This window comes from Legionella stuttgartensis, assembly GCF_977063405.2.
The window spans coordinates 37,702-64,112 of sequence record NZ_CDRUHA020000060.1; the positions used below are offsets into that span (position 1 = coordinate 37,702).

Sequence of the window (26,411 nt, forward strand, 5' to 3'; positions counted from 1 at the left end):
TCAAGTGCTACTGTTCATGCCTGGTGGATTAAATGTATGAACAGTTGCCCCAGTCGCTTTTGCCTGTCTAGCCATATCCTTTAGTATGCTACTAATCCTTTTGAGTAACTGGGAATAATACTTTTGATCTGAATATTTGAATTTTTCTTTTGAAACAGTCTGTCATGATGAACCCAAAAAGAGCCATCTGGTATATAATTATATATAAAAAGAATTAATAAATTATTAGAGTGGTGTTTTGGTGAGTTTGAGTCCAAAGAATTTGGTTACTTGTTAGGAATGACTAGAGGGTTAAGTTGCAAGTTCAACATTTTCAAATCATCACATTAACCCCTTTAGAGTACTCATTTTCTTGATTGGGTGCATTTTCAACAAAAGTTCTTATAATGTCAGCCTCTACCGGACTGACTTCGACAAGAAGGCTAGGGGTTACTAAATCCTCGAATTTTTCTGAAATCACATCCATTAACTCGGTTTCATGACTCATGTGGTTTTCTCCCGTTTATTAATTACCCATATGGGTGTGATCATTCCCTTGATTTGTCTTGTGTGAACAAGACCATAATATCGACCATCGAATGACCATTCGCTTTGACTGGTCATCGTCATGATTTCATCTTCTTGAAGTTGATAATTCATTACCTGCCATTGAGGTAAAGTGCGATTCATTCCATCCTGTAATTTTGGTTTTGAATAGGGAATTAGCATTTGATTCACAAAAACCCCTTCATTTGTCACAGAGAGGATATCGCCAGATACAGCCACCACTTTTTTCATTAAATAGCCATATCCATTACAATAAAGACCTTGGTCTATATAGCCTCTGTTCTTGGCTAATCTGAAAGTTTGCCTATCATCTGGACAAAATATCACATAAGTATTTTTTAGCGGCTCTGTCCCGGTGATGCAAAATAGGCCTACAGGAATGGATTCAGTAAGATTTATCCTAAAGCCCATAGAATGAAACAATGAGCCTGCAGCAATAGTACTTATTAGAAAAATAGCGATTATGATGGACGGTTTTTTCACAGCCTGATCACCTCATCCTCACTTAAACGAACACGTAAAATATCTGAGTGAATAGGTGCCTCTACAGATGCTCTAGCCATGAAGACTGGATCTTTAAAATAAAGCGGTTGTTTACCATAAATAGCAGGGAAGCCCGCTGCATAAACAACCATGTCGCCTGCTTCAACAATCAAGCCATTAGAATCTTTTTTAGGCCCTGGCATACGTAGGCACTCATCAACGGTTAAAAGAGGTCTCGATATTTCCTGAATAGTTTTTGATATTTGATTTAAGAACGTAGAAAAGCGTTTACCGCTGGCGGTGATGTGTTCTTTAACAATAGTTGTTTGGCCTGTCAGCTTGGAAAGATGCTCTGCTGTTTCAACTCTATTGGGTGGATAAGCATTTTGGATGTGGCAATTAGAAGTAATGGTCTCATCAGGGCCATAGCCACGTTCACGGCTTTTAAGCTGATTAATGTCCTGACAAATTAGGTAAAATTTTAAACCATAACCAGCAACAAAAGCTAATGACTCTTGTAAAATATCGAGTTTTCCAAGGCTTGGAAATTCATCAATCATGCAAAGCAGTCGATGTTTATACGTTTTTTTAGCACTCACATACGATAATCCTTTGTCATCGGATACACGCTCAAATTCCATTTTATCAGCTAATAGTCTCACTATCATATTAATCATGACTCTAACCAGAGGTTGAAGCCTAGCCTTGTCGCAAGGCTTGGTAACAATATAGAGACTCACAGGATTTTCATGGTTCATCAAATCTCGAATACAAAAATCAGAGGAAGAGACGTTATGTGCTACTACTGGATCTCGGTATAACGCCAAATAAGATTTTAAAGTAGATAATACAGAGCCTGCTTCATCAATGGGTCGGTCTATCATGTCACGCGCGGAGGCTGAAATAACAGGATGGGTTTTGCCCTCAATATGTGGGTATTGCGTCATTTCAATGAGCAGGTCGGCAATATTAATATTGGGATCAACCAGCATGCGGTCAATGTTGGGAAATGTGGCTGGTTCTCCCTGGTTGTTCAGTTTATAAATCGTATGCAGAATAAAACCAACCAAAAGAGCTTGAGAGGTTTTTTGCCAGTGCGTCTCCAATCCTTTACCATCAGGATCAACTACAAGTGTTGCCAAATTTTGCACGTCACCGACCTCTGATTCGGTACCTACTCTGATTTCATTTAGTGGGTTCCAGCGTGCACTTTCTTTTAACGTTGCCGGCTCAAATCGAATGACTTTGTTGTTAGCATGTTTCTGCCGCCATCCGGAAGTACATGCCCAAAGTTCACCTTTTAAATCGGTAATGACGCAGGATTGCTTCCAGGATAAAAGGGTAGGGATCACTAGACCAACTCCTTTCCCTGATCGTGTTGGCGCATAGGTTAAAACATGCTCAGGCCCATTGTGGCGCAAATAATGAATCTCTCCTTTGTCATCTTCGAATGCGCCAACATAAACTCCTTCATCAAGGCCTACGAGGCTTGCACTGTTTAAATCTTCCCAATTAGCCCATCTGGCTGAACCATGGAGGTAATCACTCACATTGTTCTTTTTAAAATATTTGGAAGCCAACACGATCATCATTAAAAAGAGACAGCCAATCATGACAATTAGACCAAAGGCAGCATTAAATGAATCTGGATAATAGGATTGATATTTAAAAGCCCAAATAAAAATCTGCCAAGGCATATAAACATGGGCGAATGAAGCCCCTAGTACATCAGCATAGTGAAATTGATGCGCAAAAAACTGTGTTCCAATTTGCATACTGATTAAAAAAGAACAAATCACTAACCAGATATGCGTTTTATTTGCCTTGCCATGATTTTTTTCTCTGACTTGAGGGCCTATGGCTTTATTCAGTTTGTTTTGGCTCATTGGCTCTCTCCCGATGCCCTTTGGTTCACAAACTGACTGACCTCATCTGATGTATCAATTCCTGAACTAAAGCTACCTCCAGGAGTACCCATAGACAGAATATTTTGTGCGTTGGATTCTTGCGACTCAGAAGCAGGTGAATCTACCTTGTTCTGAATTGCCTCAGCAATTTTCCCACCCGTTGTGCCAGCAATTTTTTCAGCAATTGCCTCTTTAATCGAGTTTGCTTTTTCACGAGCTACATCCATAGTACCTGATGCTAAATGAGAACCAAAAGAACCTGCAAATTTGGCCGCTGTTCCCATGGCTTCGGCTAACCCACCTGTTTTAAATCCTTTATCCATTCCTGAGAGTGCACTTGTATCGCCAGAGTTGGTTGATTGACTGGCTGCTTTAAAGGCCGCATTAAGTGCGGATAATCCACCACCACTATGGGCAAGTGCGGTGCCTGCTGCACCTGTCATGGCAGCACCAGCTATTCCTGCTGCTCCTAGTGCACCACCAAGACCAATACTACCACCGCCACCAGAGCCCCCGCCTGAAACAATAGAAGCCAAGGCTGGTGGGATTTTATTAATAAGAACTAGCAACACCACGGCCACAACCAGCATGACAAACATCTCTTTTAACATGATGTTGTTTGACATGGCCGCATAGTATTGGTCGACAAAGGACTTACCAATGCCAATAATTAAAATCATGGCAAATGCTTGTAATGCAATACCTAATACCGTTTTGTAATAGTTAATCGCAATATCTTGGGTCCAACGCCCACCGCCAAAGCCTAATAAAATGATGCCGCCATAGGTTAATATCCAGGCAGTAATTAAGATAATGAGCATGTTAATGCTGACTAACGCCAATACGATTAGAATTACACCAGCCACGATTAATCCCACTGTGGTTGCCGCAGGCGACCAAATTGAGGAGCTGTCTATGGCATGCGAGACGATATCAAATCCCACATCCACAATAGCAGAAGGGGAGACTTGCTTATTGATGCCCGATGCACGCGCTGCAAGTTGTCGCATGGAATCAATAATAGATGTTGCAATCTCAGGACCATTATCTAAAATCCAATAGAAAAAACCGACAACCACCAAAAACCGCACCGTTTCGGCTAAAAACTCCTGAATGTCGGCCCTGCGTAATGCCATAAGGCCATATGTCCAAACCATACTGATTAAGGCCAGAGACCAAAAAAGGTATCTGGCATAACTTAAAATGGTTTTGCTCCACATGGCTGATGTGTTTGAAAATCGAAACAAAATGTTATCCAACAAATCTTTGCTATCGATACCTGAGTTCGTCGCATAAGAGCACGTCGAAAAAGCAAGCAAACATAATAAGATGAAGGTAGTGGTTGTCTTTTTATTCATAGGGCTACCACTCTTTTCCTGAGCTTTTGGAATAACTGCCGCTTCTAAAGCAGGCGTCCCCTATAGCTTGTAACTCTTCTTGGGTGCGATTATCACGTGGGCTATTGCAAGTTAAAGATGCTAAATGCTTGGCTTTTGTTTCAGCATTATCGCAACCTGAAAGCACACCTGTAAGTACTATAATAAATAAACTTAAACGTCTCATGTTTTCTCCTTGTTGTTATGAGCTACCATGTTTTACCAGAACTTTTGTGAAAGGTCCCCATTCTAAAATGCTCATCACCTGCTTCTTGAATGGCCTCCTTGTTGGTAATCGCTGCATCTCTAACCGCTTGGGCATTTTGTTGTGCTAATAGCAGACCTCTAATTTGTAGCAATTGATGTGATTGATTGCTTGCAAGTTGAGAAGCAGCTTGTAAGGCTTGCTTTTGACCGGTAGCTGTTTGTGCTTGTGATTGTAAAGTGCGCAGTTTTGCTGAATCAGCTTTTAGGCTTTGTTGCTGCTTATCAATGCCTTTGAGCATGGCGTCATTAGTACGCTTTTGGGCAACGGACGTGGCAAGCTTACTTTGATTAATCTTTTTGAGCTCCTCAGCGGAGCATTGACCATTACCATTAAAGCAAGTGTTATTCTGGTAATACTCCTGGTTTTGAAATTTATCCAGATACCCTTGAAGGCTACCTGTTTCTTGTTTGTAGTAGTCCAGGGTGTCGGTGGATTCCAGCAGATTATTAATCACAGAATTGGCATCATCCCATTGATAAGAGGTTAGGGACTTGGTGTTATCTAACATGTTTTGATATTGCTGTAGTTGGTTTTTGTATTGGTCGACTTGCGTTTTATACTCACTTACTTGGTTTGCAATCATCTTCCCATTTTGTATCCAATTTGCAGCATCAAATACTGGTGCACCATTAGCAAAAGTCTGAAGGCTCCATAAAAAAACGAGTGTTGCTTTACATTTCATAACATTCCCCTTTTATTCATATGCAAACTGTTGATATGGACGTTTAAAGGTCAGATCTTTCACGACCATAATGTTGAAGCGATACCCTGGGCGAACCCGAATGGTGGGAGCGACATTTAGATTTTTCGCAACAAGCTGTGATGTTACTTCGCCTAATTGTTGTCCCAATGCTTGACTCATAACACTACCTGCTGTGGGTGGGCCATATCCAAACTGATTGGTTTGATTCGTATTCTGGCTGTAGGTAATGCCTGCCACGATGCCAGACATCAACAATGCTGAGCCATAAATTCGTGCATAGTGGTTTTGGACCTGGTCGCGAAATCCTCCATATCCGGCACTATCCGCACCAGGCATGGAGCCAATATCCAATGCTTTGCCATCAGGAAACACCAGGCGCTGCCAGGCCACGAGTACTGAGTTCTGGCCAAAGCTTACGTCGCTGGAATAGATACCAAAGAGTTTGGTTCCCTGAGGAATGAGTAGGTATTTACCCGTTGCCGTGTCATACACGTTTTGTGAAACCTGACCGATAATTTGTCCTGGGAGTTCTGATGAAATGCCGCTAATCATAACCCCAGGTATGACGGCACCTGCTCTTAATTCATAACGGCTATTGGGATTTTCAAGTCTTGAGTTTAAATGCCAGCGCATCTCATTTTCTTCGCCGCCTAAGTTTTGTGGCGTAGGATTGCCGTGCTGAGTTTGTAGGAGTGTAAGCTGCTCTTTAAAGTTCATGGATGCATCACTGTTGTTGCTGATGCTAGCATTCATCACGTCCTTACTGTTCAAGCGTGCGTTATCTACCATAACGGATGTTTTAGCTTTAACCGCCTCTTCGAATTCTTGCGTTTTTTCTTGGCGAATGCGCTCGATTTCAGCTTCAGATACTTCAGGGGTGAAGGGTTCTTCTTTAAGAGGTGGTTCAGGAAGTGATAATGGTGCTGTTGCATTGAGCGCAATCATTTCACTTTTTATTGGGATTACAGCGGTTTTATGGCTCCCCACCACATCATTGGCTAGAAGCATTGTGTTCTTTTTTAGGCTTTTCATGGGTGCTATTTCTGGTGCCTGGTTTTGTGCATTCGCTCTTTTATTGGCAACGAGCGCTATCATCAAAACAAACAGCGTCAAAATACCTATGGCAATAATCAGCGGCACGTTATTTACTCGTTTAACACCGGCAGTTTTAAGCTTTTGTGGCGAGCTTTCGGGTGATAAATAATCATTATTTTGATTCATCTGCGTTACTCCTTATGAGACCAAAGGCTTTTGCACCTGGTAACCGTTACCTTTTCTTGGGATGAGCCGCTTCCAATCACAAGAATTGCCTTATCAAAAACACCATCGACAATGTAGCGACATCCTTGCAGACGATAGTTCACCATGACGGTTTCTGATTTATGAAATACTCCACGGCTTCTTAAAACCAATAAGGCAGGAGCCTCACTATGTACCATGGATCTTGGCATCTCGATGATGGTTTTAACCCCATTGTTATAAACCCGAACCGGTTTAAATCGTGCACGACCTCTAATTTGGTAGTTAAAGTTAAGGTTTTCTAAATATTCATGGGGTTCTGGTTGGAGTTTTATGGTTCGTTTTTGCTTAAGCACCTGCCTTTTGGCTTTGGCATCATTTGGATAGGTAAACGATACATAAGGCATAAACTCCGTTCGGTCAGACTTTAATCTAAAGTGATAGGTGCGTCTGTTGGTGGTCACCACCATAGAGGTATCAAGTCCAACATCTTTAGGTTTAATAATGATATGAATTTGTTGTAGGGAGCCTTCACCTGTGATGGATGGCTCAACAATAAAGCGAGGGTCGCCCACATTCATGTCGTTAAATAGTTCCCCGGGTTGTAAGGCAATATCACAGACTTGTAAGGGTGCGCATACGATTCTAATTTGTCCTGATCCAAAAACATAACTGACTGAGCCATCAGTGGATGCATAGGGCTTGCTTGTGTGCTTTCCTTTTTGCAAACGCTCCGCAATGTCGATGGCTTGCTGTTCTTGAATAGCAAGCCTTGGTGATTCTTGCGAAAAATATCGAGTTGCTAGCGATTCATTATCCAGGGCAAACGTTGTGAATGAGATGGTAAACCCTAACAGGAGCATTATTTTTTTCATGCGTTTTCTCCATGCTTTAATTCATACGACCAGTTAAAATCACGCACATAAATTAAATGAGGGTTTTTCAAAATCGATTCACTGGAGATGTCATTAAGTTCATTGTCCTGATACATGGTAATCATTGCCTTCATCATGCGAGGCTTTTCTTTAAGCGTGCCGTCACGGTTTCTAATCGTCTCAACCCAATCGACTTGCCAGGTCTCGGAAGACTCTTGAAGTACCGAGCGAATTTCAATGCTTACGATTTCATGTGTGGCTCTTTCAAAGGGGTTGGATTGTTGTTTGTCACTATAAAACTCTTGAACTTTGGTTAAGGCTGCATCATTGGCGTTCAAATAGGAATAAACTTGAAACACCGCTTTTTTTTGTAATTCGACATCAAGACTTACCATGCGAATGTTTTCGATAAAATGTGCCGCTGCAGCTCTGTAATCATCAATACTGGCCTGAATCACATTATCAGCTCGCGTGACAGACAAGGTATTGCCATTGGCATCTTGTTGAAACACCAAAGGAATAAACTTGGATTGACTGCCAATCGTTATTAGTCCGCCAACGCAAGCTAAAGCGACCAAAAGACTACCTAATCCGACTAATTGCCATACTTGAAGGGATTTCATAAGTCCCGCCGTATGAGCATTCCAGGCGCGACGGGCGTTTAGGTAGGGGTTCGAGGTAAGATTTTTTTTCATGCCGCTTCTCCGTGTTCTTCTGTGGTAATTCCTTGTTCTGAAAGCCAGTAAGACACCCAGGCTTTGCCATATTGAGATTCAAGCTGTTTCATCTGCGTGATAGAGTCGGGATCGGTTGCACCTACAAAGGCTAAGGCATAAGGCCCTAGTGCCAATTGATACAGTCGTTGGCCTTTTTCACTCACAAAGTAATAGTCACGCTTAGGTTGGGCATTCGCTATAATGTCAATCTGACGTGGATTTAATCCCATGCGCTCATAGATGGCGCGAGTTTCTGGATCGCGTGCATAGAGATTGGGTAAGAAGATTTTGGTAGCAGTAGACTCAACAATAATGTCTAAAATGCCAGAATTAGCAGCATGCGATAAATGTTGGGTTGCCATAAACACCACGCAGTTTTTTTTCGCCATGGAATCAAGCCATTCTGCAATCTTGTTTTTAAAGACGGGGTGAGCGAGCATTAGCCAGGCTTCATCAAGTAAAATAAGCGTTGAACGGCCATCTAACGAGGTTTCAATGCGGCGAAACAAATAGAGCAACACGGGGAGTGCGAATTTTTCACCTAAACCCATTAAGTGCTCAATTTCAAAGGTCATGAAAGACGATAAACCAAGGCCATCACGCTCTGCATCCAAGAGGTGTCCCATCAAGCCATCAATCGTATATTGCTTGAGCGTCTCACGAATGGGCTCATCTTGAATGGTTATCACAAATTCAGATAAGGTTTTAGAGCCACTTTGATGCATGCTCATAATGGCATGGCCGATTTCATTTCGTTGGGCAGGTGTTGTGTTTAAACCATTTAAGGCAAGAATCGTATCAATCCACTCCATAGCCCAAGCTCTATCGGCCTTCGTCTCTAAAAACTGTAAGGGTGCAAAAGCAAGACGGCTTTCTTTATCGGCAATAGTAAAATGCTCACCACCAGTTGCCTTGCACGTTGGATACATGGACATGCCTTTATCAAAAGAATAAATTCGAGCGTCTTTATAACGTCGCCAAGATAATGCCAATAAACCAAGATGAGTAGATTTTCCAGAGCGGGTCGGGCCAAACATAATGCCATGACCTAAGTCTCGGACATGAAGATTTAAGCGAAAGGGCGCATTACCACTGGTCACGCAATGCATCAACGGCGGTGAATGAGGTGGAAACAATGGGCAAGGTGCTTTGTCTTCCCCAGTCCAAATGCTTGATGTGGGTATAAGGTCTGCCAAATTCATGGTGTTGATTAAAGGGCGTCTGATGTTTTCAACGCCATGTCCTGGCAGGCTACCCATAAAGGCATCCATGGTGTTAATGGTTTCAGTTCGAGCGGTAAAGCCTAGGGCATTGATGTTTTTTTCTATAAATAGTGCGGCGTGCTCAACGGCAGCCCTTTCTTCATCCATTAACACAACGACAGAAGTGTAGTAGCCTTGCGCGACCATGCCAGAGTTCGTTTCAGCAATGGCCGCTTGGGCATCGTTCACCATATTAAGCGCGTCTTCATCCACAATACCTGAGCGTGTATTAAAAATTTGGTCAAAAAATCCCCTGACTTTTTGTTTCCATTTTTTACGGAACTTGGTGAAGTGGGCAACTGCTTCATGGGTATCCATAAAGATAAAGCGCGAGTTCCAGCGATAGCTAACAGGAAGCTGAGTTAACAGGGTTAAAATGCCAGGATAAGACTCCATGGGAAACCCTTCAATGGCAACACATTGAATGAACTGTCGACCCAATTTAGGCGTGATACCCATTGTTAATTCCTGGCCACCAATTAATGCATCGAGATAAATCGGGTTTTTCGGCAAATTAATGGGATGATTAACCCCTGTAACACAGTATTGAATGTGCTTTAAAAAGTTATCTTGGATGATGGGCTTGTCATCAATAATGCGAGTTTCTGAACCCAGTCGCTCTAAATGAAATGCTGCACTCATACGGGATTCAAAGTTTCGGCAGGATTGTTTGAAGGCATCGATTAATTGCTGAGTTTTTGCTTTTTGGCTCAAGTGCTCACTTGAATCGTCAAACATCAATTCAACAAAACGCTTTTGTACCAAAACCGGTGGATACCAGGTTAAAGTAATCACAAAATACCCTTCATACAAAGTGCCTATGCGCTCAAAGAGCTGTCTTCGTTCGTCATCAATGGCGCGTGATACCGCATCAGGAAAGTGTGAATCCTCTTGCTTGCTGTACCCAGGTGCTTGATGTCTTATGCAATCGACATGAATCATCCATCCACTTCCCATAGAGGAGAGCGCTTGATTGATACGAAAGGAAATCATCTCACGAGCCTCATCGGTACTATTTGCAATGTCTTCCCCTTGATAAATCCAGGCTGCCATAAAAGAGCCGTTTTTACCGATGATTACTCCATCGTCAACTACGGCGGCAAAATTTAATAAATCAACCAATCCTGAAGTTTTGCCTCGATGTTTTTTGGTATGGAGTTCGCGGCTTTTCATGCGAAGGCTTGCAAACAAGAGACTCAAAAAAAGAAGTCCTGCGATGCTGATTAAAAGCGTTATGAAAGCAATCATAGGTATCCCCTTGTATTATTCCTAAATGGAGTGGAGCGTGCAGGGTAGTAAGATTGATAGCTTCTTTGTCTAAGATAGACTGCCCTCATCTGAGGGTCTGATTTTGCCATAAGCCGAAGCCCTTTGAGTGATAAAAACCAAAGGGCCGCGCCCATAGTAGCAGCTAACCAGTCTTGCGCTGCAAAGACTAAAATGGCGGATAGCAAACCTGAAAACATAACAAGCTCGCGATCCCCTCCCATAAAGAGGCTTGCGCGGTTGCCACAACTTCTTATTGGAACGGTGCGAAGACTCATCGTGATAACTCCATAGGTTTAGAGATTTCGGCCCCTTTTCCTGTAATGGCGGTCATGGTATTTTGTGCCGCGACTAAAAATGATAGGACCAATACAAAAAAGACGAGCGTTCTCATAAAACCATTCATGTCCCCACCAAAAATAAGGGTGGCACCTGCGGCGACTAGCCCTATGATTGCTGCAGAAAAAGCAAAGGGACCGGTAATGGATTTTTGTATTTTGGTAAGCCATGAGTCGAAGGGGAGGCCTCCTCCAGCACTTGAGGCGCTTGCTGGTTCTGTCATTAAGAGTAGTAATAAAATGACAACCCCCATCATCCAAAGGTGTTTTTCATTAATGCGTAACGTTTGAGTCATAGCTATTCTCCTTATATGAGTGTTTCGATGTTGTACTGTCCGTTTTCATAGCCCTTAATGGATAGGATGTTTTCAACTTTTCGACCGGTTGGGGTTCGTGCGATATGCACCACACAATGCACTGCTTCACCAATTAATGGTTCAATATCAGCAGGTGCTGCAGGATTTCGGCTTATTAATGATTTCAACCGTTGAAGGCCTGCAAGACAGTTATTGGCATGCAATGTGGCAGCACCTCCCTCATGACCTGTATTCCAGGCATCGAGTAAATCAAGGGCCTCACTGCCACGAACCTCGCCAACTAAAATGCGGTCGGGTCGCATCCTAAGGGTTGTTTTTAAAAGTTGAGTCATGCTGACATCGATGGTGGTGTGGTATTGAACGAAGTTTTGAGCACTGCATTGGATTTCACCGGTGTCTTCGATGATAAAGACACGTTCTGAAGGGGCGTGACTCACCATTTCATGGATAATGGCGTTTACCAAAGTTGTTTTGCCTGAGCCCGTGCCACCAATTACTAGGATGTTTCGATGCTTAACCACGGCGTTTTTAATCACAGTAGATTGTGCCTCAGTCATAATTTGGGCTTGCACATAATCTTCTAAACTAAAAACCGATATGGCTTTTTTACGAATAGCAAAGGTGGGTTTAGATACGATAGGTGGTAATTGCCCGGCAAAGCGTGAGCCATCGATGGGTAGCTCCCCTTCAAGAATGGGATTAAAACGTGTTACTTCTTTACCATGAAATCCGGCCACGGTTTTGATGATGGATTCAGCCCGCGTTTCAACGATGTTTCCGATGCAGTGCATGGTCTCGCCTAAGCGTTCTTGCCACAATCTGCCATCGGCATTAAGCATAATCTCAACCGTTTTAGGGTCATTTAAAGCATTCTCAATTAACGGACCTAAATCACGCCGTAGTTTTTCTTTGGCCCGATCTTTTACCGTGATGGCTGCGTCTTCTGGTTCTATCATCATGTTTCTTGTTGTCCTTTTTTAAAATAAGATGGAAAAGCCTAGGAGGATTGAATGTTGCGATGGCAAATTCTCAATGTGTCCGGTTTCAGTTAATGGATTAACCTGGTAGTTAGGGTTCTTCCCAAAGACATGTTGATAGCCAACAAAAAAAGCCCCATTGTCACTGAGGCCATAGCCAAGACCTGCTTGAAGTTCAGGGTTTAGTCGCACTAGGTCATTGACTTCATTTCTATCGACTTGTAATTGCCTGAATGCGATGCCTCCTTTAACAAATCCAAATAAGCCAGGGTTATCAAAAGGGGTGATTTTTAGTGTTGCTAGCGCATCCAGTAGGGGTTTCACAACCACGCTTACAGGTTCTCCACCCAATGTGTTCAGCACGGGTTTGGGAATGTCTAATCGCATGGTGTTGCCGTTTTGCATCCCGACTTCTAATCCCAAACTTAAAGATTCGGAAAACTCTCGTTGCAGCTCTAAACTCAAACGTCCCAATATGCTTTGACCATCACGAGCGTAGGCATCATTGTAAAAAGCAACACCTGTACTTCCTGAAATGCTAACGCGCGTGTTCGAGCAATCAAAGCAGTTACTGGCTGCTGGTTGTGAGGCTAAAAGTGCGACACTTAAAAACACATAATGACTCTTCATGACGTATCCTTTCGACTAAAAACGCGAGATGGCTCGAACGCGGCCCATCGTGTTGGATTTATTGCTGGCAGTTAATTCCCCGGTTGAAAAATTAATAAGCCATGCATTTGAGGTGCTTGCTTCTGTTGAAGTCCAATAATAATCAGGGGTAAAAGCCACAAGATTTTTTTGGCGTAAATGGGTGTGCATTAACTGAAGCTCATAGGCCGAAGGTAAATACCAGCTGCCATAGCAAATCGTTTCCTGGGTAATTGGGGTTTTGCATGGGGTGATGCCATCGGTTTGAATTTGAAATTGCGAGGCAGAAAGAGCTGCAAATTGGCCTTTTTGATTATCCATCGTTTGGCTTGCAATAATGAGGCGGGTATTTGTTTCTCCAGCACCTATCCCATCGCCTTTTGCATTGGTTATTTTATTTCCAGAAGCCCCATTGCGCCATTGAATGCCTTCTTCGGTTACATCAATTTTGCTGGTGATAAGACCATGTTGTTTGGATTCATCTACCCAAAAAATCACACCGCCGTGATAGGCTTCACCGATGTGATGTGCGTTTTGATTCGCTTTTAAAAGGGCTATTTCTTGAAAGAGGCTTTGGATATTCGTGTTGGCAATATCAATTAACGTATAGGCATACTGAATCTTTGCCCACATTTCTGTATCATTGGCCGCAAATGAAGAAACGGCGGGAACACAAAATAATAGTCCAATCATTTTTTTAATATTCATGAAGACTCCTTATGCATTAAAAGGAATGGATGGGAAGAACAAGCGCTTCGGTCGCTTTGTCCATGCTTATTGCCTTGCCACTGCTAAAGTCCAACAAATAAGCACTAGAGATACTTTCTTCGCTAGAGCTCCAAAAGCGTCCCGAAATCCCTTGGAAATATGCGTTTTGTTGTATCAGCTGTAATTCAGTTAAAGAGGGCAAATACCAATTGCCATAACAGATATGTGTTTTGTCACAAGGCGCCATGCCATCGTCCTGAACTGCAAATTGATGGGCAACTAGAGCTGCAAATTGCCCTTCTTGATCGTCAATCGTTTGTTCTGAAATAATGAGTTGCGTATTAGAAAGACCTGCAAAGACACCATTGGCTCTTGCATTCGTTGTTTTTTCACCGCTTTCACCATTTCTCCATTGAACTGCTGAATATGTGGCAGAGCCTTTGGCAGCAATAAGGCCATGCTGCCCAGACTCATCAACCCAAACTACTAAACCACCTTGATATGTTTCACCAATGTGGTGTGTTAGTTCTTTAAGTTCTGCCTCGATTTTTGTGTTTTGTTGATGCAGTTGAACTTGAACCACTTCAAGAGAATCATGAATTTGCTTGTCCACGTACTCTTTTGATGCGGGGCTTGCATGAATTAGGTTTGGTAGTGAAGCCAGTGAAAGAGTTAGTGCCATCTTTTTAAAACATAACTTTCTCATGATGCTTATCTCCCTATCGATGCCGTTCAGCAACTTTTAGTCCGAGTTTGAATGTGCGGATAAGACGGTCAACGATGTTTTCTTTACTGGCTATTTGTTCATCGAACCATGAGTCATTTTGTTGAGCGCTATTGATTCGTCTTTGAATTTCTTCTCGGTGAATAGATAATGATTTAGGGGCATCAAATCCCAATCGAACCTGGCCTCCTTTCACTCCTACTACAGTGCAGTAAATATCATCACCAATCACAATCGATTGCCCAAGTTTTCTTGTTAAAACCAACATAATGTTTCTCCTTCTGTTATTAAATTAAAAAGGCTTTGCATTGCTTGATATGCGCTTCGACCACTTTCGGGCTTGCAGGTTGATGATCTGTATCTGCAACATAAAATGAGGTTTTTCTTTTGATATCTCGACAAAAACTAATCATTTGAGGAAGGCTAGGCGGCATTTTTTGAAAATCCCTGCACGCCAAAATAGCTTGATTTAAAGTGTCATCATCAAAAGGGCTTAGACCCACCAACCACTCTTTCTTGCAAAACTCTAGGAAGCCTTCGTTCTTGAACTGGCTACGCCACAAATTTCCATAAAAAACAGCAAATCGACTAAACAGGTTATCGATGCGTTTTTTGCTATTGTCGGTAACGTTGGAAGTTGATGACGTTGTCTTGCTGGTATTCATCTTCATCTGTACTTGTTGATTCTCCTGCTTCTGGGATCCAGAAGGGATCGTGGTTTGCATCAGTATTTGTGCGGCACTTTTCATTTCTTTTCTCCTGCTTTAACTCGAGTTTGATTTCATCTTCCCAGCATTGTTGCGACAACCAGTTGGCTGGAAATTTCCAAGCAGGTGCCCATTCGCCATGTGCTTGCTTTGCTTGGTAAATCTTGATTTGTTGTTGAAGGGCTTTCAGCATGGTTTGCAACTGAAGCGTATCGGGATTGATTTGCTTGAAGATTTCAAAAGCACGCTCACGTGATTTTTTCTCGGGGTACATTTCCCAGAAAAGATCAAAGTTGCGTAATAAATAAATATAATTATTATCTTTTATATAAGGTGTGTCGGCTTGTGGGGTTTCATCTGTGTCGGCTTTTGTCCCTGCACGCTCGTTAAATCTTGTAGTTAGAAGGGGTTTTGTGTTCGGTTGTGTGTCGGCTTGCTGTGTTGGGTTTGTGTCGGGTTTATTTTGGACACAATAACGGATATCCGCTAAAAGGCATTTTAAAATCAGATTCATATCACAAGACTGAATGGCGATAAGTCCAGATCGCTCAAGTCCTTTAATGGCTCTACGAATTTGCTGGCGGCTAGGACAGCCTGATTCTTGAATACCAGGATGAGGTTCAATATAAAGTGACTCAGCAAGTGATTGATAGCTTATGCGGCGCTTAATCCCAACCATGAAGGTATTGCGATCCATGTATGGACGAATCCCACTTAAGTAAGTAATTTGCTGGAGATATGAAAGCCCACAGAGTGCATCCAATTCCTTGTTATTCACTGTAAAGTACATAAATAATCCGTTATTCCTTAACTAAAACTCTTAGCGCCTACAGAAACTTGTGTTACCATTTTGAGAACTTAAGGCTTAAAATGGCTCTTATTGAGTTATATTACTCGTTTCGAGTAATTAATAGATCCAAAATAACACATAAAGAGCAATTGTCAAGAGATAAAAGGATTAATTTATTATCCAAAAACCGTGGAATGGGTATGAACATCAAAGAGAAAATCGGCCAAAGAATCATGAATGAACGTAAAGCCAAAGGCTTGACGAGAAAGGCATTGGCTGAGTTGACCAGTGAATTGAAAACTTCACGTATTAATAATTATGAAAGAGGGGACCGTACCCCCGGCCCAACAGAAATTAAATTGCTGGCTGATGCACTAGAAGTTTCAGCCTCTTATTTGATGTGCTTAACCGATAATCGTGAAGGCAAGATGACTAGGTCCCCTGGCATGGGGGCATTGGTTCCTATCTTGGATTTCAAACAAGCAGTTGACCCAGTAGCCGTCATCCAAAAAATCAAAGAAGATGTTGATACCAAGGTTGAGTTTATTCCTGTTAGCACAGCTGTCAGCGATAGCATTGGAAAGAACGCTTTTGCGTTGCAGATCAAAGATGAAAGCATGATGCCTGAGTTTCGGATTAATGATGTCATCATAGTAGATCCTGATACCAGCCCTAAGCCTGGTGATTTGGTAGTGGCTTTGCTTGAGGGAGAGCAGGAGGTTATTGTTCGCAAATATAAGCAGTTATCAGCATCTAAAGAGACACAGCAGTTTGAGTTAATCGCGCTTAATGAGGATTGGGCTGATATTCGTGTAGGTTATGGTGAACTTCAGGCTCAGATTATTGGATGTGGGTTTAGTTTGGTTAGGGCTTTGAGAGTGTAGACTTACTTTTGATTGATGAGGAAAAACCAAAGCTACATTAAGACTCAAGCCATCTTGTTATTATAAAAATCATAATATATACAATGAAAAGGTCTTCCACAAAACGATCTTATTTCTTATGTCAGTAAGCTTGAAGAAAAAGGGATAGGATTTCATAGTATTACTGAATCTATTAACATGGAAACCACTTCTGGAACGTTTATGTTTCATGTCTTTGGCGCACTTTCGGAGTTTGAACGAAATTTAATTAAGGAGCGAACACTTGCTGGGCTCGAAGCGGCAAGGGCTAGAGGTAGGCAAGATGGCAGACCAGAAAAGCTGAATGATGAACAAAAAGAGCTAGTAAAAACACTCTATGCTAATAAAAGACATTCAATTCAATCTATTTGTAAGATGGTGGGTGTAGGGAAAACTACATTGTATAAGTATATTAATCAGTGATAAGTTAAAGGGAATAATTAAGGATGCTCATTTAATATGAAAGCCACTAATGAGATAAATAGGAACTCACACTTACAACATATTTTAACAACTTTGGAAGAGTTAATTATAATATCAAAAAAAACTGCTGCGCCATCGGATAATTGTTTTCAGTATATAGGTACAATTGTTGACAATACTATTGGACTTCTCACTGCTCCGGCTAATAGTTTGGATGGCGGCAATCGTAGGATCAGCTTTAATGACGATAATAATTGGGTTAGTCTTATGCAGGCAGTTCATCGATCTTTTTTATCGAGCATACAAACCTCAGTAGAAAGAGCACTTGCCGAAAGCTGCAAAATTATAGAAATCAAAAGTAAAAAAAAGATTAATTCTCTTTTAAAAGAACTGGACGGTAAATTAACAAATAAGCAAATCAAGTTAATTGAATCACTAGCTCCTAAAAAACCATCTTTCGACGATTACTTAGAAGCCTCTTTAAAAAATATCAGTTCTATGGCAGAAGATAGAAAAAAAATTTGGCGAAAATATTTTAAGTGCTTATCTATATTAAGAAATAAAGTTTCTCATTCAGATTGCTCATTAAGTACTATTGAAAGGGAGAGTTTAGTGCAAAACGGCTTTGCTTCTTTAGTGAATGGAAATGAATTGCAATTTAATAGTAGGTTGTATTCGCAAATATGTGATTATGTCATTCAGTTTTTTCAAGAGTTAGGGCATACACTAAAGCATTGATTCATCAAAGTTTCGAAAACGCACATACTTAATAAAGGCTATACAAAGTCTCTTCTAAGAATATTGATTATGGATAAATGTGTGTAAATCCTTATGGTAATTTGACCAGTTTGATTTTATCTGCGCATCGTCTTCTAAATGTCTAATTATTTCATATTTTAAAAATAGATTCAGTAAATTATCCACTTCACCATGAATGGATTCGACAGCATGTAAAAAGCCCTCTATCCTTGTTGATGTTTTAATTTTATGGGCTTGGGGATAAAGTATTAGTGGATAACAGGTATGAGTATGATCTACATATATAGCACCCCATCCCTCAACGAACTCTAGAGGGTAGAATTCCATTAAAAAAGTTGGATCGTCCTCATCAAAATCATATGTTAGAATGTATTTCTCTGCTTCACGTGCTGATGAGGTAAACTTATTAATTTCTTTTCTAACTTCCTCTAGCATTAAACAATGCAAATAGTATTCAAAGAAAGCGATAGATATTAAAGACCTATAACAAGGGGCGTTTTTGTATTCAGAGCAGTTTGCATATTTACTTTTATAAAATCCATTTAATATTGACATAATTATCCATAAATTATTAATACATATTAAAATATAGCATAATTAAGTTATAGAGCATGACGGGGGAAGGGCACTCGCTCAACAAATAATATGTTTACTAATTAGATCAGAGATAATGTTTTAAATTAGCTATACTTCAATCAAATTAATTGCTGGATATTACCCATGGATGATGAATTAGAAAACTTCAAAAAAAAATATATTGAAGGACTAAATGCTCGCTTAAAACATGATCTTTCCGATGAAGAAATATGGATTGTACGAGAGTTTTTAAAAATACATAGCATCAACTTTAATGAAGAAGAAATTATAAAAGAGCATCAAGGTAGTAAAACAGATATTTCTTTTAAAGATTGCAGCTTTCAGTTAAAAAAAATCCTTTACCCAGAAGATTATAAAATTAAAGATGAAGACCAGAAATTCAAGAACCGTATTACTAATGCAAAAACTCGAGATGAATTAATTAATGCTAATCCTGGTTTTGAAGGTGAGTATCTTGAACCAGAATATTTAAGTGAGAAGATCATTCAAAATTCTTTTGAATTGGCAAACAGAAAGAGGCGAGACAAACCGCAGTATCCGCTTGAAATACGTGAAAAATTAGATCTTCTATTTCATATTGAAGTTGATCTAGCTAATGCAAAACAAAGGCCACAAGGAATCATTTATGATAAAAAAATTTCTGAGCGGCTCAAGGATACTGGATGGAGGTCAATTTCATACTTATATGGCCCGTTATCATTGATTCTATATGTATCAGAATATGCACCAAATATACTGAAGAGAGCTTCCTCCCAACAAACTTAAGTTATTCACAAATAGAACATCTCTTTTACTTAGAATTAATAACTGTATTTCTTAACTTCAATAAAATTGATCTTCTGTAGCATTAAAGGTCAAGCATATGAGTTAACAAAACCCCCGTTTTTCATCCTGATGAGCTAGTCAAGAAGGAGTCGCCATTTTATACAGTACACAAGTCTAAGTTGCTATTGCTATGTACCTTAATTGATCATTTATGTGTCGTAGGGGGAAGGGCGAGCATTTGATATAAAATATCAGGGTTTAAAATCAAATGTTCTTTTTCCTTTTTTGAAAGTTTTTTGATGAGGCGTTCTATCTGCATAGCAGTGGATTTGTCGCCCAGCACCTCCCAACTTTGGGCTATCGAGAGTGGTTTGAAGCTCTTTGTGTATTTGGCACCTTTTCCAGAAATATGTGCTTGAAAGCGCCTTTCAAGATTATCGGTATATCCTGTGTAGTAGCTATTGTTTTCACATTTAAGCATGTATACCCACCAGGATTTATGAAGTTGAGTTTTATTCAATATATTGTGTAACTCATTTTAATTTATAATTTTTGATTTCAAAACAGGTTACTTCTCGGTTCCAATAGGTTGTTGTTCCAGTATTAATCATACCAGCCTTTAGAAGAACCTTATAAGAAGCAACATTATTAGGTTCAACCACAGCCATTAGAGTTGGTATATTCAGATTATCAAAACCCCATTTAATTAAGGCGGTAGTCAGTTCAGTAGCTTAGCCTTTTCCCCAATATCTTGAGTGTAAACGGTAACCTACCTCTATTTGGGGTTGGTTGTCATCGTAGCCAAGATAAATCAAGCCGGCCTGACCGATAAAATGATTAGTATCTTTTTCACGTACTGAAAAAAAACTAAACCCATGTTTGGCATAATGTTCAATAGCCATATTCAAAAAAGTTGCAACCATAGCTTTTGTCCGAACACCGTCGCCTATATAACGCATCACTTCTGGATCTGATTGAAGTTCGAATACTTCATCAAGGTCTTCTAATTTGGGTGTTGTCAAAATAAGCCGTTCTGTTAATAGGAATATAGCCATGATTTTTTATGAATCGGTTAGGAGGGATCGATTATCATTATAAATCGAGTTGGTTTTTTGTCACACAATAACTTGTGAGGGAAAGGTATATTTTTTTAGATAGATAATGTGCCGTATCTGTTAACTGGGTTGTCAAAACCCTTAGACCATTACGTGAACAGAACTTGGCTTTGAACCCAGGTGTCAGAGAAGACATGCACTAAAAAAGTGTAAAATAATTTGTGTTCAAAAAAACACACATTTATGGAATAATGCTAATCAGTTCGTAATGATGTTGTATGTACAGATATTTTATTTGCAATAAAAGAATCCTTGATAATGGTTGATTTTTGATAATCTATTGATCTAAATTTTTTATAAAATAAATAGTACAAAATTTTGATTACCAAATTTTGGAGGGACTATGGAATTATTGGATGCAGTGGAGTCATTGGTGAAAAATCCTCTCCTTGATACAGTGATTTTAGAGGATTGTATTTTAAATAAAAGCTTGATTGAATCATATAAAAACTCAGATACCCATAAGATCAGGAAGTTAACCACAAATAAAAGGAACTTTTCGGATATGACACATGTGATCCCGTATCCCGATATGACACATGTTTTTACACTGACCTAATAGGGAGTTAAGTGAAAGTTTTAGCGTTAGTTGGTACTGGAATTAAAACAATCGCTCATATTACAGAGGAAGCAAAAGGATATATATGTACTTGTGACAAGGTATTGTATTTAGTTAATGAACCCTTGCTAGAGCGTTATATTCATAAATTAGCGAAATTATCAGAGTCATTGGATGCAATCTACTTTAACTCTAACTCAAGAGAAAATGCTTATAAAAATGTGGCACAATTTATTTATAGAGAGATCGAAGATGTAGACTCTCTATGTGTTGTTATATATGGCCATCCATGTGTATTTGCCACTCCTGGATTGCTTGCTTTCTCTGGGCTTAGTAATAACATTAAAACAGTAGTGTGTCCCGGTATTTCAGCTCAAGACTGTTTATATGCCGATCTTAGATTTGACCCTGCATCTGGAGGTATACAGTCATTTGATGCTACGGAATATCTTTTGTACGATAGATCAGTAGATACTTCTTCTCATGTAGTGGTTTACCAGATTTGTATGGTTGGAAATTTGGGGTTACCAACGAATACAGTCAATTTGGAAGCCATCAATTTTATTAAAAATAAATTAACTAAGCTCTATAAAAATGGAAAAAAGGCTATTATTTACGAAGCTGCTCTTTATCCTGGTACTTATCCAAAGATAACTGAGTTTGAGTTAGAGCAACTTGATAGGCAAGAGTTAACAACATTATCTACTTTGTATATTCCTCCCGATGAAAATCTTCGAGTGCCGAGTTCTGATGCATTAAGGTTATTAAATCAAATGGCATAGGTTAAGTGGATGTATCTAATATTTATTTAAGGTGAGGGAGTACAATGAGCTCAACAGTCAGCTCTTCTAAGGTAGGCTTTTCTTTTAGGGATTTACCAGTCGCTTGTAAATTGTTATTAGCTCTTTCTTTTATAGAAGCTATTGGAGGCGGCCTATCTTATCATATTGCGTATTTTTTTAGTGTAAGCACTAATTTTAATAAATTAAATATTGGTTTTTTAGGCTTTGCAATGGGGATTGGAGCCATTTTGGGCAGTATATGTGGTGGATACGTTACGGGCAAAGCACAAGCAAAGGATATCATAGGCACAAGTTTCTTACTCATAGGAGTAGCGTTTGTTATTTTAGCAAAAGTAAGTTCCTTTCATTTATCTGTTGCCTTTGTATTTTTAATGGGATTTGGAATCAACTTGTTTATCACTTGCAGTAACTCATCTTTTTTGCAGATTTCAAGAAAGACAAATCACAGTTTAACGATTGCTCAATCTTACAAAAATGCACTAGAAAATACTGGTGGTATTGTGGCAATGGTATTAATAATGCTTTTAGCGCAAAATCATTTTAAATTAGCAATGATTTTGGTTGGCGTTACTTTAATAGTATTTTCAACCGTTATTTTTATAAAATTAGAAATCAGCAATGATGATGTAGTTGCAACAACCAGTAATAAGGAAGAGATTGAGACAATCTATAGCTCGCTCATTCCAATGTTATTTTCAGTATTTTGCATCGGTTTGACTTATGGGATACAAAAAACAGTACTAGGGATTCACTTAAACGAAACAATTGGAAGTTCTTTAGTTATTGGATTTTTTTTCGCAACTGATCCAATTTTAATTGCATTATTTCAAGTAAAATTATCAAAACGAATTGAGGGTTTCAATAAACATGCAGTTGCTTGTATAGGCTGTATTTTATTAGGAGCATCAACCTTTTCTATGGGTTTGTCTACTACTATACTAGGAATGTTTTGTTCGCTATTAGTTTTTACTCTTGGTGAAATGTTATTTATGGCATATTCTGTTGCATTATGTCATCAATATGGAAGTTCTAATCACAGTGGCTTAGGAATAGGGGCGTGGCGTAGTGCATATGCGTTAGGCATGATGATTGGTCCTCTCATATCAGGTATAGCGATGTATTATTTCAATGCCCAAAGTGCTTGGACAATATCTTCTTTGCTTTGTTTCATGAGTGCTTTCTTAGTATTTAATTCTAAAAGAGAACGGCGGTTAGAGGCTGTTTATTGAGATGCATCCTTTAAAAAATGGTGCATCTTGACAGAAATTCCCATTATTTAAATTCTGCATCCCAGCGTCATTTTTGAACAAATGATGAATGTCCGATAGCCAATCCTTTTTACTCTCAAACCCATGGTAATAATGAAATTGAGATTTTTTGGCCTTTTCTTCAAGAATTGTATTGGCCCACTCTTCATGAGTAGAGGAAAATAATTCTTTATATTTAGTTGCAGCGATTTTTATATTTTCAAGCTCAGACATTAAAGTCGCTTTTTTTCTGGATAAACCTTGATATGGTCTGAAAATAGGATGTTGAAGCGAAAAATATACTGGATTTTTTTCAACATGTTTTTTAGGTATTAATATAGATGGTTCTGTTTTTAGTTTATAAATATCTTTTAAAACATAGGAAACCCATGATGCAGGCAAGAACTCATCCGTGTTACTAAAAGAAAACCCATACTTTTCACCTATTAGAATTTCAAAGATATATTTAGCAGTATCTTGAATAAAAAAATCGCGCTCTAAATTCGACTTATCAAAAGCAACCCTAAAAATATGTTGATAATAGTCTCCATAGTAGGTGTAAGCATAAGAATTTAGATAATATTTAAAGAAATACTTATTAATATGTATCCAATCAGGATTATTAACTATATTTTCTATCCATTTTTCAGAGAAGTAAACAATTGAGGCCCTCCATTTACTTTCAGATGGGCAAGACTGGTAAATTCGCTTAAAGAGATCACTGTGATCATGATATGAATTGGGGATGGTGCAGTCAATTCCAGAACGAATAAGACGATTATGGCTTCTTTTGCATCCAATGTTTTGTGTTACAAGAGTCGTTTGTGCCCCAGCTTTTACAGAAAGTATGCTATTAGGTAAATATCGTTTAAGTGGTTTTACCTGGGTTACATGTCCAATATTAAAAAAAGCTCCTTTTTTATCAATGTAAACAGGATACGTTTCATTTTCTGCATTACCTCTTAAGTACCATTCAAAGCATTTATCTAAGACAAGACCTAATGGACAACTATGAAATCCATAAATAAGGTCTTTCGTAATTGACTCTATAGATGAAAAATTATTAAGGGATTTAAGCTTTCCTTGGTGCGGAATATAAAAGGTTTCAGAATCACCAATTAAATCACCATATCCAAAATTAAAAAGATAAAGTGGGAAATCATTTCCGGGCGCTATTTCATCAACTAAGAAAAAAAACTCAGGATTAGATCTTTTTACTTCTTCTTTAATTTCATCCCAACATACTTTAGTAAAATTCCTACAAAATTCCATATTCGTATCATTATTGGTTAATTTATTGTTATTTTGAACTGAAATGCGATTTGTCCAAATATTTTAGTGATGTAAATGACAAGGGCATTATGCTTTAATCCCATCACTCTTGTCAAAACCGATTGAGATAAAAAATATTTTTAAATTATTTTCTGTAGCTATCTACAGAAAAGTTGAAAAGGAGTTTTCGTTGTGGAAAATAATTTTAGGCTACAAATCTGTAGGCACATCATTAAGTATCTATTAGAGTCAACTAACTATACTCTAATAGATATAGCTGCTTTATTAAACTGCTCAATAAGACAATTACATTCTATTTATTTCGATGAGTTAATGCCAACAAATCCACATTGCGAAAGGGATCTTCTAAGGCTTTATCATTTAATTCTTGAACTCAATACAAATAATCAATATGTGCATCAGGGATTTAAATGGAGTTGCATATGAACACATTAAATATTGAAGTGGATGCAAAGTTTTTAGGCGCCCAAAGGAAAACTATCTGGCAAATGGCTGCATCAGGCGTACTACTAATATCACCTTATATTAAACTTTGATTGCCATTGTACGAATAAATTTTTAAGGTATAGCCCAAAAAAAATTTGCAGTGATATGCTCGATATGCTCTAATAAATGCTCGAAACGAGTATTTATTATGTGTGATTTACAGGAGTTTAGAAGTCATGAACAATATTCACCTAATTCCCCGATTAATTCGTTTAAGAGACGCTCCGTCCTATGTAGGTATGGATCGACATCGATTTAATAAAGATGTCAGACCAAGCCTGGTTGAGATTCCAATGGGAACACAAGGTATTGCATTTGATCGACTTGATTTAGACGCTTGGGTAGACGATTATATACAGTGTAGTGGTCGTCCCGCGGCAGTAAAAAGTAGGAGTTTGGAATTATGGGACGAAAAAGAACACCAGGACTGCAAAAGCGTGGCAGCGTCTGGTGTATTGACAAAAAGGTCTTCGGACGACGACTTTGTGAAAGCACTGGTACTGACAACCTCGAAGAGGCGGAAAAGTATCTCGCAAGGCGTCTCGAAGAGATAAGATTAGCAACAGTCTACGGTGTTCGCCCAAAAAGAACATTCAAAGAAGCCGCTACTAAATTTCTGATGGAAAACCAACACAAACGCAGTATCAGTGATGATGCTGGTCGTTTGCGAGAAGTGGTTAAATACATTGGCGATTTGCCTATTGAAGCAATTCATATCGGTAGCTTGCAATCCTTTATTGAAGGTCGAAGAAAGGATAATGTGAGTATGCGAACTATCAATCATGGTTTGAAAATTGTTAGGCGTATATTAAATTTAGCGGCCAGTGAATGGATGGACGAGTTTGGCTTAACCTGGCTAATTTCAGCGCCAAAGATAAAACTTTTGCCTGAGCCAGATTTAAGGAAGCCTTATCCATTAAGTTGGGATGAACAGCACAAGCTGTTTCAGCAGTTACCCGAACATCTGAAAAATATGGCTTTGTTTGCCGTAAATACAGGGTGTCGGGATCGCGAAATATGTGAACTGCGCTGGGATTGGGAAATACAAATTCCAGAATTGCCACACATCATCGTTTTTATTGTACCAGGTGAACTGGTCAAAAACGGTGAGGAACGGCTGATTGTTTGTAATGAAACAGTTCGGGAAGTTATAGAAGGGGAGAGAGGTAAACATCCTACTCATGTTTTTAGTTTTAAAGGTCGACCACTAAGTCGTATGTTATCGACTGGTTGGCGACAGGCTAGGGACAAGGCGAAATTGCCTGAAGTAAGAGTGCATGATTTAAAGCATACTTTTGGTAGACGGTTAAGAGCTTCAGGGGTAAGTTTTGAAGATAGGCAAGATTTACTTGGGCATCGTTCAGGTAGGATTACAACTCACTATTCCTCAGCTGAGTTGCAAAGTTTATATCAAGCTGCGAATAAGGTTTGTGAGAATCGTAAAAGCGGAGTGATATTAACGTTATTGAGAAACCTAAAGAGTAGACCTGCATGTCAAAATACTCTAAGGGAAAGTCACGTAGGTTTGTAAGTGCGTGATCTAGGTCACGCAAAAGTCACGCAAGGACTTTTGCGTTAAAACAGGTGATCAACGTAAGTTATTGATTTTAAA

The 26,411-nt window shown here is 39.4% G+C and carries 30 protein-coding genes and 1 pseudogene; 8 read left to right on the top strand and 23 right to left on the bottom strand.

All coding sequences use genetic code 11. The annotated features are described in order from the left end of the window. Positions 1–313: 313 nt before the first annotated feature. Genes ACWTEW_RS19475 through ACWTEW_RS19565 form a run of 19 tightly spaced genes read right to left on the bottom strand, consistent with a single transcriptional unit; the run spans position 314 to position 15,850 of the window. Entirely contained in the window at positions 314–487 is a 174-nt protein-coding gene (locus ACWTEW_RS19475) for a hypothetical protein (protein WP_028378563.1), read from the bottom strand. Further along, a complete protein-coding gene (gene traF, locus ACWTEW_RS19480) occupies positions 484–1,029 on the bottom strand; it encodes a conjugative transfer signal peptidase TraF (RefSeq protein ID WP_028378562.1) in 546 nt (181 codons plus the stop codon). The genes ACWTEW_RS19475 and traF overlap by 4 nt, the downstream gene beginning before the upstream one ends. Then, positions 1,026–2,915 carry a type IV secretory system conjugative DNA transfer family protein gene (locus ACWTEW_RS19485; protein ID WP_028378561.1) on the bottom strand — a complete coding sequence of 630 codons (1,890 nt, stop codon included), beginning with the start codon at positions 2,913–2,915 and terminating at the stop codon, positions 1,026–1,028. The genes traF and ACWTEW_RS19485 overlap by 4 nt, the downstream gene beginning before the upstream one ends. Continuing rightward, entirely contained in the window at positions 2,912–4,294 is a 1,383-nt protein-coding gene (trbL, locus tag ACWTEW_RS19490; RefSeq protein WP_028378560.1) for a P-type conjugative transfer protein TrbL, read from the bottom strand. The genes ACWTEW_RS19485 and trbL overlap by 4 nt, the downstream gene beginning before the upstream one ends. Before the next feature lie 4 nt (positions 4,295–4,298). After that, positions 4,299–4,499 carry a hypothetical protein gene (locus tag ACWTEW_RS19495; protein ID WP_028378559.1) on the bottom strand — a complete coding sequence of 67 codons (201 nt, stop codon included), beginning with the start codon at positions 4,497–4,499 and terminating at the stop codon, positions 4,299–4,301. A gap of 22 nt (positions 4,500–4,521) precedes the next feature. Beyond that, positions 4,522–5,262, bottom strand: coding sequence for a P-type conjugative transfer protein TrbJ (gene trbJ / locus ACWTEW_RS19500; RefSeq protein WP_028378558.1), 741 nt, complete (start codon positions 5,260–5,262; stop codon positions 4,522–4,524). 12 nt (positions 5,263–5,274) lie between these two features. After that, positions 5,275–6,504, bottom strand: coding sequence for a TrbI/VirB10 family protein (locus ACWTEW_RS19505; RefSeq protein ID WP_028378557.1), 1,230 nt, complete (start codon positions 6,502–6,504; stop codon positions 5,275–5,277). 5 nt (positions 6,505–6,509) lie between these two features. Further along, positions 6,510–7,397: a P-type conjugative transfer protein TrbG gene (trbG, locus tag ACWTEW_RS19510; protein ID WP_028378556.1), complete on the bottom strand. Its 888-nt coding sequence runs from the start codon at positions 7,395–7,397 to the stop codon at positions 6,510–6,512. Further along, on the bottom strand, positions 7,394–8,092 hold the full coding sequence (locus ACWTEW_RS19515; RefSeq protein WP_028378555.1) for a conjugal transfer protein TrbF: 699 nt from the start codon (positions 8,090–8,092) through the stop codon (positions 7,394–7,396). The genes trbG and ACWTEW_RS19515 overlap by 4 nt, the downstream gene beginning before the upstream one ends. Then, on the bottom strand, positions 8,089–10,623 hold the full coding sequence (locus ACWTEW_RS19520) for a VirB4 family type IV secretion/conjugal transfer ATPase (RefSeq protein ID WP_028378554.1): 2,535 nt from the start codon (positions 10,621–10,623) through the stop codon (positions 8,089–8,091). Before ACWTEW_RS19520 ends, ACWTEW_RS19515 begins: the two co-directional genes overlap by 4 nt. Further along, positions 10,620–10,919, bottom strand: coding sequence for a conjugal transfer protein TrbD (locus ACWTEW_RS19525; protein ID WP_028378553.1), 300 nt, complete (start codon positions 10,917–10,919; stop codon positions 10,620–10,622). Before ACWTEW_RS19525 ends, ACWTEW_RS19520 begins: the two co-directional genes overlap by 4 nt. Continuing rightward, positions 10,916–11,275 (bottom strand): TrbC/VirB2 family protein, encoded by a 360-nt coding sequence (locus ACWTEW_RS19530; protein WP_019234687.1) that lies wholly within the window; start codon positions 11,273–11,275, stop codon positions 10,916–10,918. The genes ACWTEW_RS19525 and ACWTEW_RS19530 overlap by 4 nt, the downstream gene beginning before the upstream one ends. Positions 11,276–11,286: 11 nt before the next feature. Continuing rightward, positions 11,287–12,255: a P-type conjugative transfer ATPase TrbB gene (gene trbB, locus ACWTEW_RS19535; protein WP_019234688.1), complete on the bottom strand. Its 969-nt coding sequence runs from the start codon at positions 12,253–12,255 to the stop codon at positions 11,287–11,289. 18 nt (positions 12,256–12,273) lie between these two features. Next, the gene (locus ACWTEW_RS19540; RefSeq protein WP_028378551.1) at positions 12,274–12,903 is read right to left on the bottom strand and encodes a hypothetical protein; all 630 of its coding nucleotides are present in this window, start codon (positions 12,901–12,903) and stop codon (positions 12,274–12,276) included. A gap of 15 nt (positions 12,904–12,918) precedes the next feature. Beyond that, positions 12,919–13,629, bottom strand: coding sequence for an Lcl C-terminal domain-containing protein (locus ACWTEW_RS19545; RefSeq protein ID WP_028378550.1), 711 nt, complete (start codon positions 13,627–13,629; stop codon positions 12,919–12,921). A 16-nt stretch (positions 13,630–13,645) separates the two neighbouring features. Beyond that, the gene (locus ACWTEW_RS19550; protein ID WP_032831999.1) at positions 13,646–14,335 is read right to left on the bottom strand and encodes a hypothetical protein; all 690 of its coding nucleotides are present in this window, start codon (positions 14,333–14,335) and stop codon (positions 13,646–13,648) included. A 13-nt stretch (positions 14,336–14,348) separates the two neighbouring features. After that, the gene (gene csrA / locus ACWTEW_RS19555) at positions 14,349–14,621 is read right to left on the bottom strand and encodes a carbon storage regulator CsrA (protein ID WP_028378548.1); all 273 of its coding nucleotides are present in this window, start codon (positions 14,619–14,621) and stop codon (positions 14,349–14,351) included. Between the two features lie 19 nt (positions 14,622–14,640). Continuing rightward, on the bottom strand, positions 14,641–14,949 hold the full coding sequence (locus tag ACWTEW_RS19560; RefSeq protein ID WP_028378547.1) for a hypothetical protein: 309 nt from the start codon (positions 14,947–14,949) through the stop codon (positions 14,641–14,643). Positions 14,950–14,968: 19 nt separating this feature from the next. Beyond that, positions 14,969–15,850, bottom strand: a complete 882-nt coding sequence (locus ACWTEW_RS19565) for a hypothetical protein (protein ID WP_028378546.1) — start codon at positions 15,848–15,850, stop codon at positions 14,969–14,971. 200 nt (positions 15,851–16,050) lie between these two features. Here ACWTEW_RS19565 and ACWTEW_RS19570 point away from each other — a divergent pair, with 200 nt between their 5' ends. From ACWTEW_RS19570 to ACWTEW_RS19580, 3 genes are all read left to right on the top strand, one after another. Beyond that, positions 16,051–16,734 (top strand): helix-turn-helix domain-containing protein, encoded by a 684-nt coding sequence (locus ACWTEW_RS19570; protein WP_032832002.1) that lies wholly within the window; start codon positions 16,051–16,053, stop codon positions 16,732–16,734. A 111-nt stretch (positions 16,735–16,845) separates the two neighbouring features. Beyond that, positions 16,846–17,175, top strand: coding sequence for a recombinase family protein (locus ACWTEW_RS19575; RefSeq protein WP_202972556.1), 330 nt, complete (start codon positions 16,846–16,848; stop codon positions 17,173–17,175). Positions 17,176–17,211: 36 nt separating this feature from the next. Next, a complete protein-coding gene (locus ACWTEW_RS19580; RefSeq protein WP_019234697.1) occupies positions 17,212–17,913 on the top strand; it encodes a hypothetical protein in 702 nt (233 codons plus the stop codon). A 54-nt stretch (positions 17,914–17,967) separates the two neighbouring features. Here ACWTEW_RS19580 and ACWTEW_RS19585 read toward each other — a convergent pair whose 3' ends face one another. Then, positions 17,968–18,489 carry a hypothetical protein gene (locus tag ACWTEW_RS19585; RefSeq protein ID WP_019234698.1) on the bottom strand — a complete coding sequence of 174 codons (522 nt, stop codon included), beginning with the start codon at positions 18,487–18,489 and terminating at the stop codon, positions 17,968–17,970. A gap of 165 nt (positions 18,490–18,654) precedes the next feature. Here ACWTEW_RS19585 and ACWTEW_RS19590 point away from each other — a divergent pair, with 165 nt between their 5' ends. After that, on the top strand, positions 18,655–19,296 hold the full coding sequence (locus ACWTEW_RS19590; protein WP_028378544.1) for a PDDEXK family nuclease: 642 nt from the start codon (positions 18,655–18,657) through the stop codon (positions 19,294–19,296). A 205-nt stretch (positions 19,297–19,501) separates the two neighbouring features. Here the strand turns inward: ACWTEW_RS19590 and ACWTEW_RS19595 are convergent, their stop codons facing one another. Together ACWTEW_RS19595 and ACWTEW_RS19600 are read right to left on the bottom strand one after the other, a co-directional pair. Beyond that, positions 19,502–19,777 (bottom strand): GIY-YIG nuclease family protein, encoded by a 276-nt coding sequence (locus ACWTEW_RS19595; protein ID WP_028378543.1) that lies wholly within the window; start codon positions 19,775–19,777, stop codon positions 19,502–19,504. A gap of 52 nt (positions 19,778–19,829) precedes the next feature. Next, a pseudogene (locus tag ACWTEW_RS19600) lies at positions 19,830–20,351 on the bottom strand (GNAT family N-acetyltransferase). A gap of 403 nt (positions 20,352–20,754) precedes the next feature. Here ACWTEW_RS19600 and ACWTEW_RS19605 point away from each other — a divergent pair. From ACWTEW_RS19605 to ACWTEW_RS19615, 3 genes are read left to right on the top strand one after another with little or no spacing between them, the layout of a single operon-like run. Continuing rightward, on the top strand, positions 20,755–20,970 hold the full coding sequence (locus tag ACWTEW_RS19605) for a hypothetical protein (RefSeq protein ID WP_028378542.1): 216 nt from the start codon (positions 20,755–20,757) through the stop codon (positions 20,968–20,970). Positions 20,971–20,981: 11 nt separating this feature from the next. Then, positions 20,982–21,752: an SAM-dependent methyltransferase gene (locus ACWTEW_RS19610; RefSeq protein ID WP_058479879.1), complete on the top strand. Its 771-nt coding sequence runs from the start codon at positions 20,982–20,984 to the stop codon at positions 21,750–21,752. Between the two features lie 44 nt (positions 21,753–21,796). Further along, the gene (locus tag ACWTEW_RS19615) at positions 21,797–23,002 is read left to right on the top strand and encodes an MFS transporter (protein WP_058479880.1); all 1,206 of its coding nucleotides are present in this window, start codon (positions 21,797–21,799) and stop codon (positions 23,000–23,002) included. Here ACWTEW_RS19615 and ACWTEW_RS19620 read toward each other — a convergent pair. After that, positions 22,985–24,292 carry a hypothetical protein gene (locus ACWTEW_RS19620; protein WP_028377808.1) on the bottom strand — a complete coding sequence of 436 codons (1,308 nt, stop codon included), beginning with the start codon at positions 24,290–24,292 and terminating at the stop codon, positions 22,985–22,987. The genes ACWTEW_RS19615 and ACWTEW_RS19620 overlap by 18 nt on opposite strands. Positions 24,293–25,202: 910 nt before the next feature. On the opposite strand from ACWTEW_RS19620, the gene ACWTEW_RS19625 reads away from it, so the two are divergent. Then, on the top strand, positions 25,203–26,330 hold the full coding sequence (locus tag ACWTEW_RS19625) for a tyrosine-type recombinase/integrase (protein ID WP_028377809.1): 1,128 nt from the start codon (positions 25,203–25,205) through the stop codon (positions 26,328–26,330). The last annotated feature ends 81 nt before the right edge of the window (positions 26,331–26,411 follow it).

Coding starts and splice junctions, on each gene's coding strand:
- ACWTEW_RS19475 (WP_028378563.1), bottom strand. CDS start 487: ATGAGTCATGAAACCGAGTTAATGGATGTGATTTCAGAAAAATTCGAG.
- ACWTEW_RS19485 (WP_028378561.1), bottom strand. CDS start 2,915: ATGAGCCAAAACAAACTGAATAAAGCCATAGGCCCTCAAGTCAGAGAA.
- trbL (WP_028378560.1), bottom strand. CDS start 4,294: ATGAATAAAAAGACAACCACTACCTTCATCTTATTATGTTTGCTTGCT.
- ACWTEW_RS19495 (WP_028378559.1), bottom strand. CDS start 4,499: ATGAGACGTTTAAGTTTATTTATTATAGTACTTACAGGTGTGCTTTCA.
- trbJ (WP_028378558.1), bottom strand. CDS start 5,262: ATGAAATGTAAAGCAACACTCGTTTTTTTATGGAGCCTTCAGACTTTT.
- ACWTEW_RS19505 (WP_028378557.1), bottom strand. CDS start 6,504: ATGAATCAAAATAATGATTATTTATCACCCGAAAGCTCGCCACAAAAG.
- trbG (WP_028378556.1), bottom strand. CDS start 7,397: ATGAAAAAAATAATGCTCCTGTTAGGGTTTACCATCTCATTCACAACG.
- ACWTEW_RS19515 (WP_028378555.1), bottom strand. CDS start 8,092: ATGAAAAAAAATCTTACCTCGAACCCCTACCTAAACGCCCGTCGCGCC.
- ACWTEW_RS19520 (WP_028378554.1), bottom strand. CDS start 10,623: ATGATTGCTTTCATAACGCTTTTAATCAGCATCGCAGGACTTCTTTTT.
- ACWTEW_RS19525 (WP_028378553.1), bottom strand. CDS start 10,919: ATGAGTCTTCGCACCGTTCCAATAAGAAGTTGTGGCAACCGCGCAAGC.
- ACWTEW_RS19530 (WP_019234687.1), bottom strand. CDS start 11,275: ATGACTCAAACGTTACGCATTAATGAAAAACACCTTTGGATGATGGGG.
- trbB (WP_019234688.1), bottom strand. CDS start 12,255: ATGATGATAGAACCAGAAGACGCAGCCATCACGGTAAAAGATCGGGCC.
- ACWTEW_RS19540 (WP_028378551.1), bottom strand. CDS start 12,903: ATGAAGAGTCATTATGTGTTTTTAAGTGTCGCACTTTTAGCCTCACAA.
- ACWTEW_RS19545 (WP_028378550.1), bottom strand. CDS start 13,629: ATGAATATTAAAAAAATGATTGGACTATTATTTTGTGTTCCCGCCGTT.
- ACWTEW_RS19550 (WP_032831999.1), bottom strand. CDS start 14,335: ATGAGAAAGTTATGTTTTAAAAAGATGGCACTAACTCTTTCACTGGCT.
- csrA (WP_028378548.1), bottom strand. CDS start 14,621: ATGTTGGTTTTAACAAGAAAACTTGGGCAATCGATTGTGATTGGTGAT.
- ACWTEW_RS19565 (WP_028378546.1), bottom strand. CDS start 15,850: ATGTACTTTACAGTGAATAACAAGGAATTGGATGCACTCTGTGGGCTT.
- ACWTEW_RS19570 (WP_032832002.1), top strand. CDS start 16,051: ATGAACATCAAAGAGAAAATCGGCCAAAGAATCATGAATGAACGTAAA.
- ACWTEW_RS19580 (WP_019234697.1), top strand. CDS start 17,212: ATGAAAGCCACTAATGAGATAAATAGGAACTCACACTTACAACATATT.
- ACWTEW_RS19585 (WP_019234698.1), bottom strand. CDS start 18,489: ATGTCAATATTAAATGGATTTTATAAAAGTAAATATGCAAACTGCTCT.
- ACWTEW_RS19590 (WP_028378544.1), top strand. CDS start 18,655: ATGGATGATGAATTAGAAAACTTCAAAAAAAAATATATTGAAGGACTA.
- ACWTEW_RS19595 (WP_028378543.1), bottom strand. CDS start 19,777: ATGCTTAAATGTGAAAACAATAGCTACTACACAGGATATACCGATAAT.
- ACWTEW_RS19605 (WP_028378542.1), top strand. CDS start 20,755: ATGGAATTATTGGATGCAGTGGAGTCATTGGTGAAAAATCCTCTCCTT.
- ACWTEW_RS19615 (WP_058479880.1), top strand. CDS start 21,797: ATGAGCTCAACAGTCAGCTCTTCTAAGGTAGGCTTTTCTTTTAGGGAT.
- ACWTEW_RS19620 (WP_028377808.1), bottom strand. CDS start 24,292: ATGGAATTTTGTAGGAATTTTACTAAAGTATGTTGGGATGAAATTAAA.
- ACWTEW_RS19625 (WP_028377809.1), top strand. CDS start 25,203: ATGGGACGAAAAAGAACACCAGGACTGCAAAAGCGTGGCAGCGTCTGG.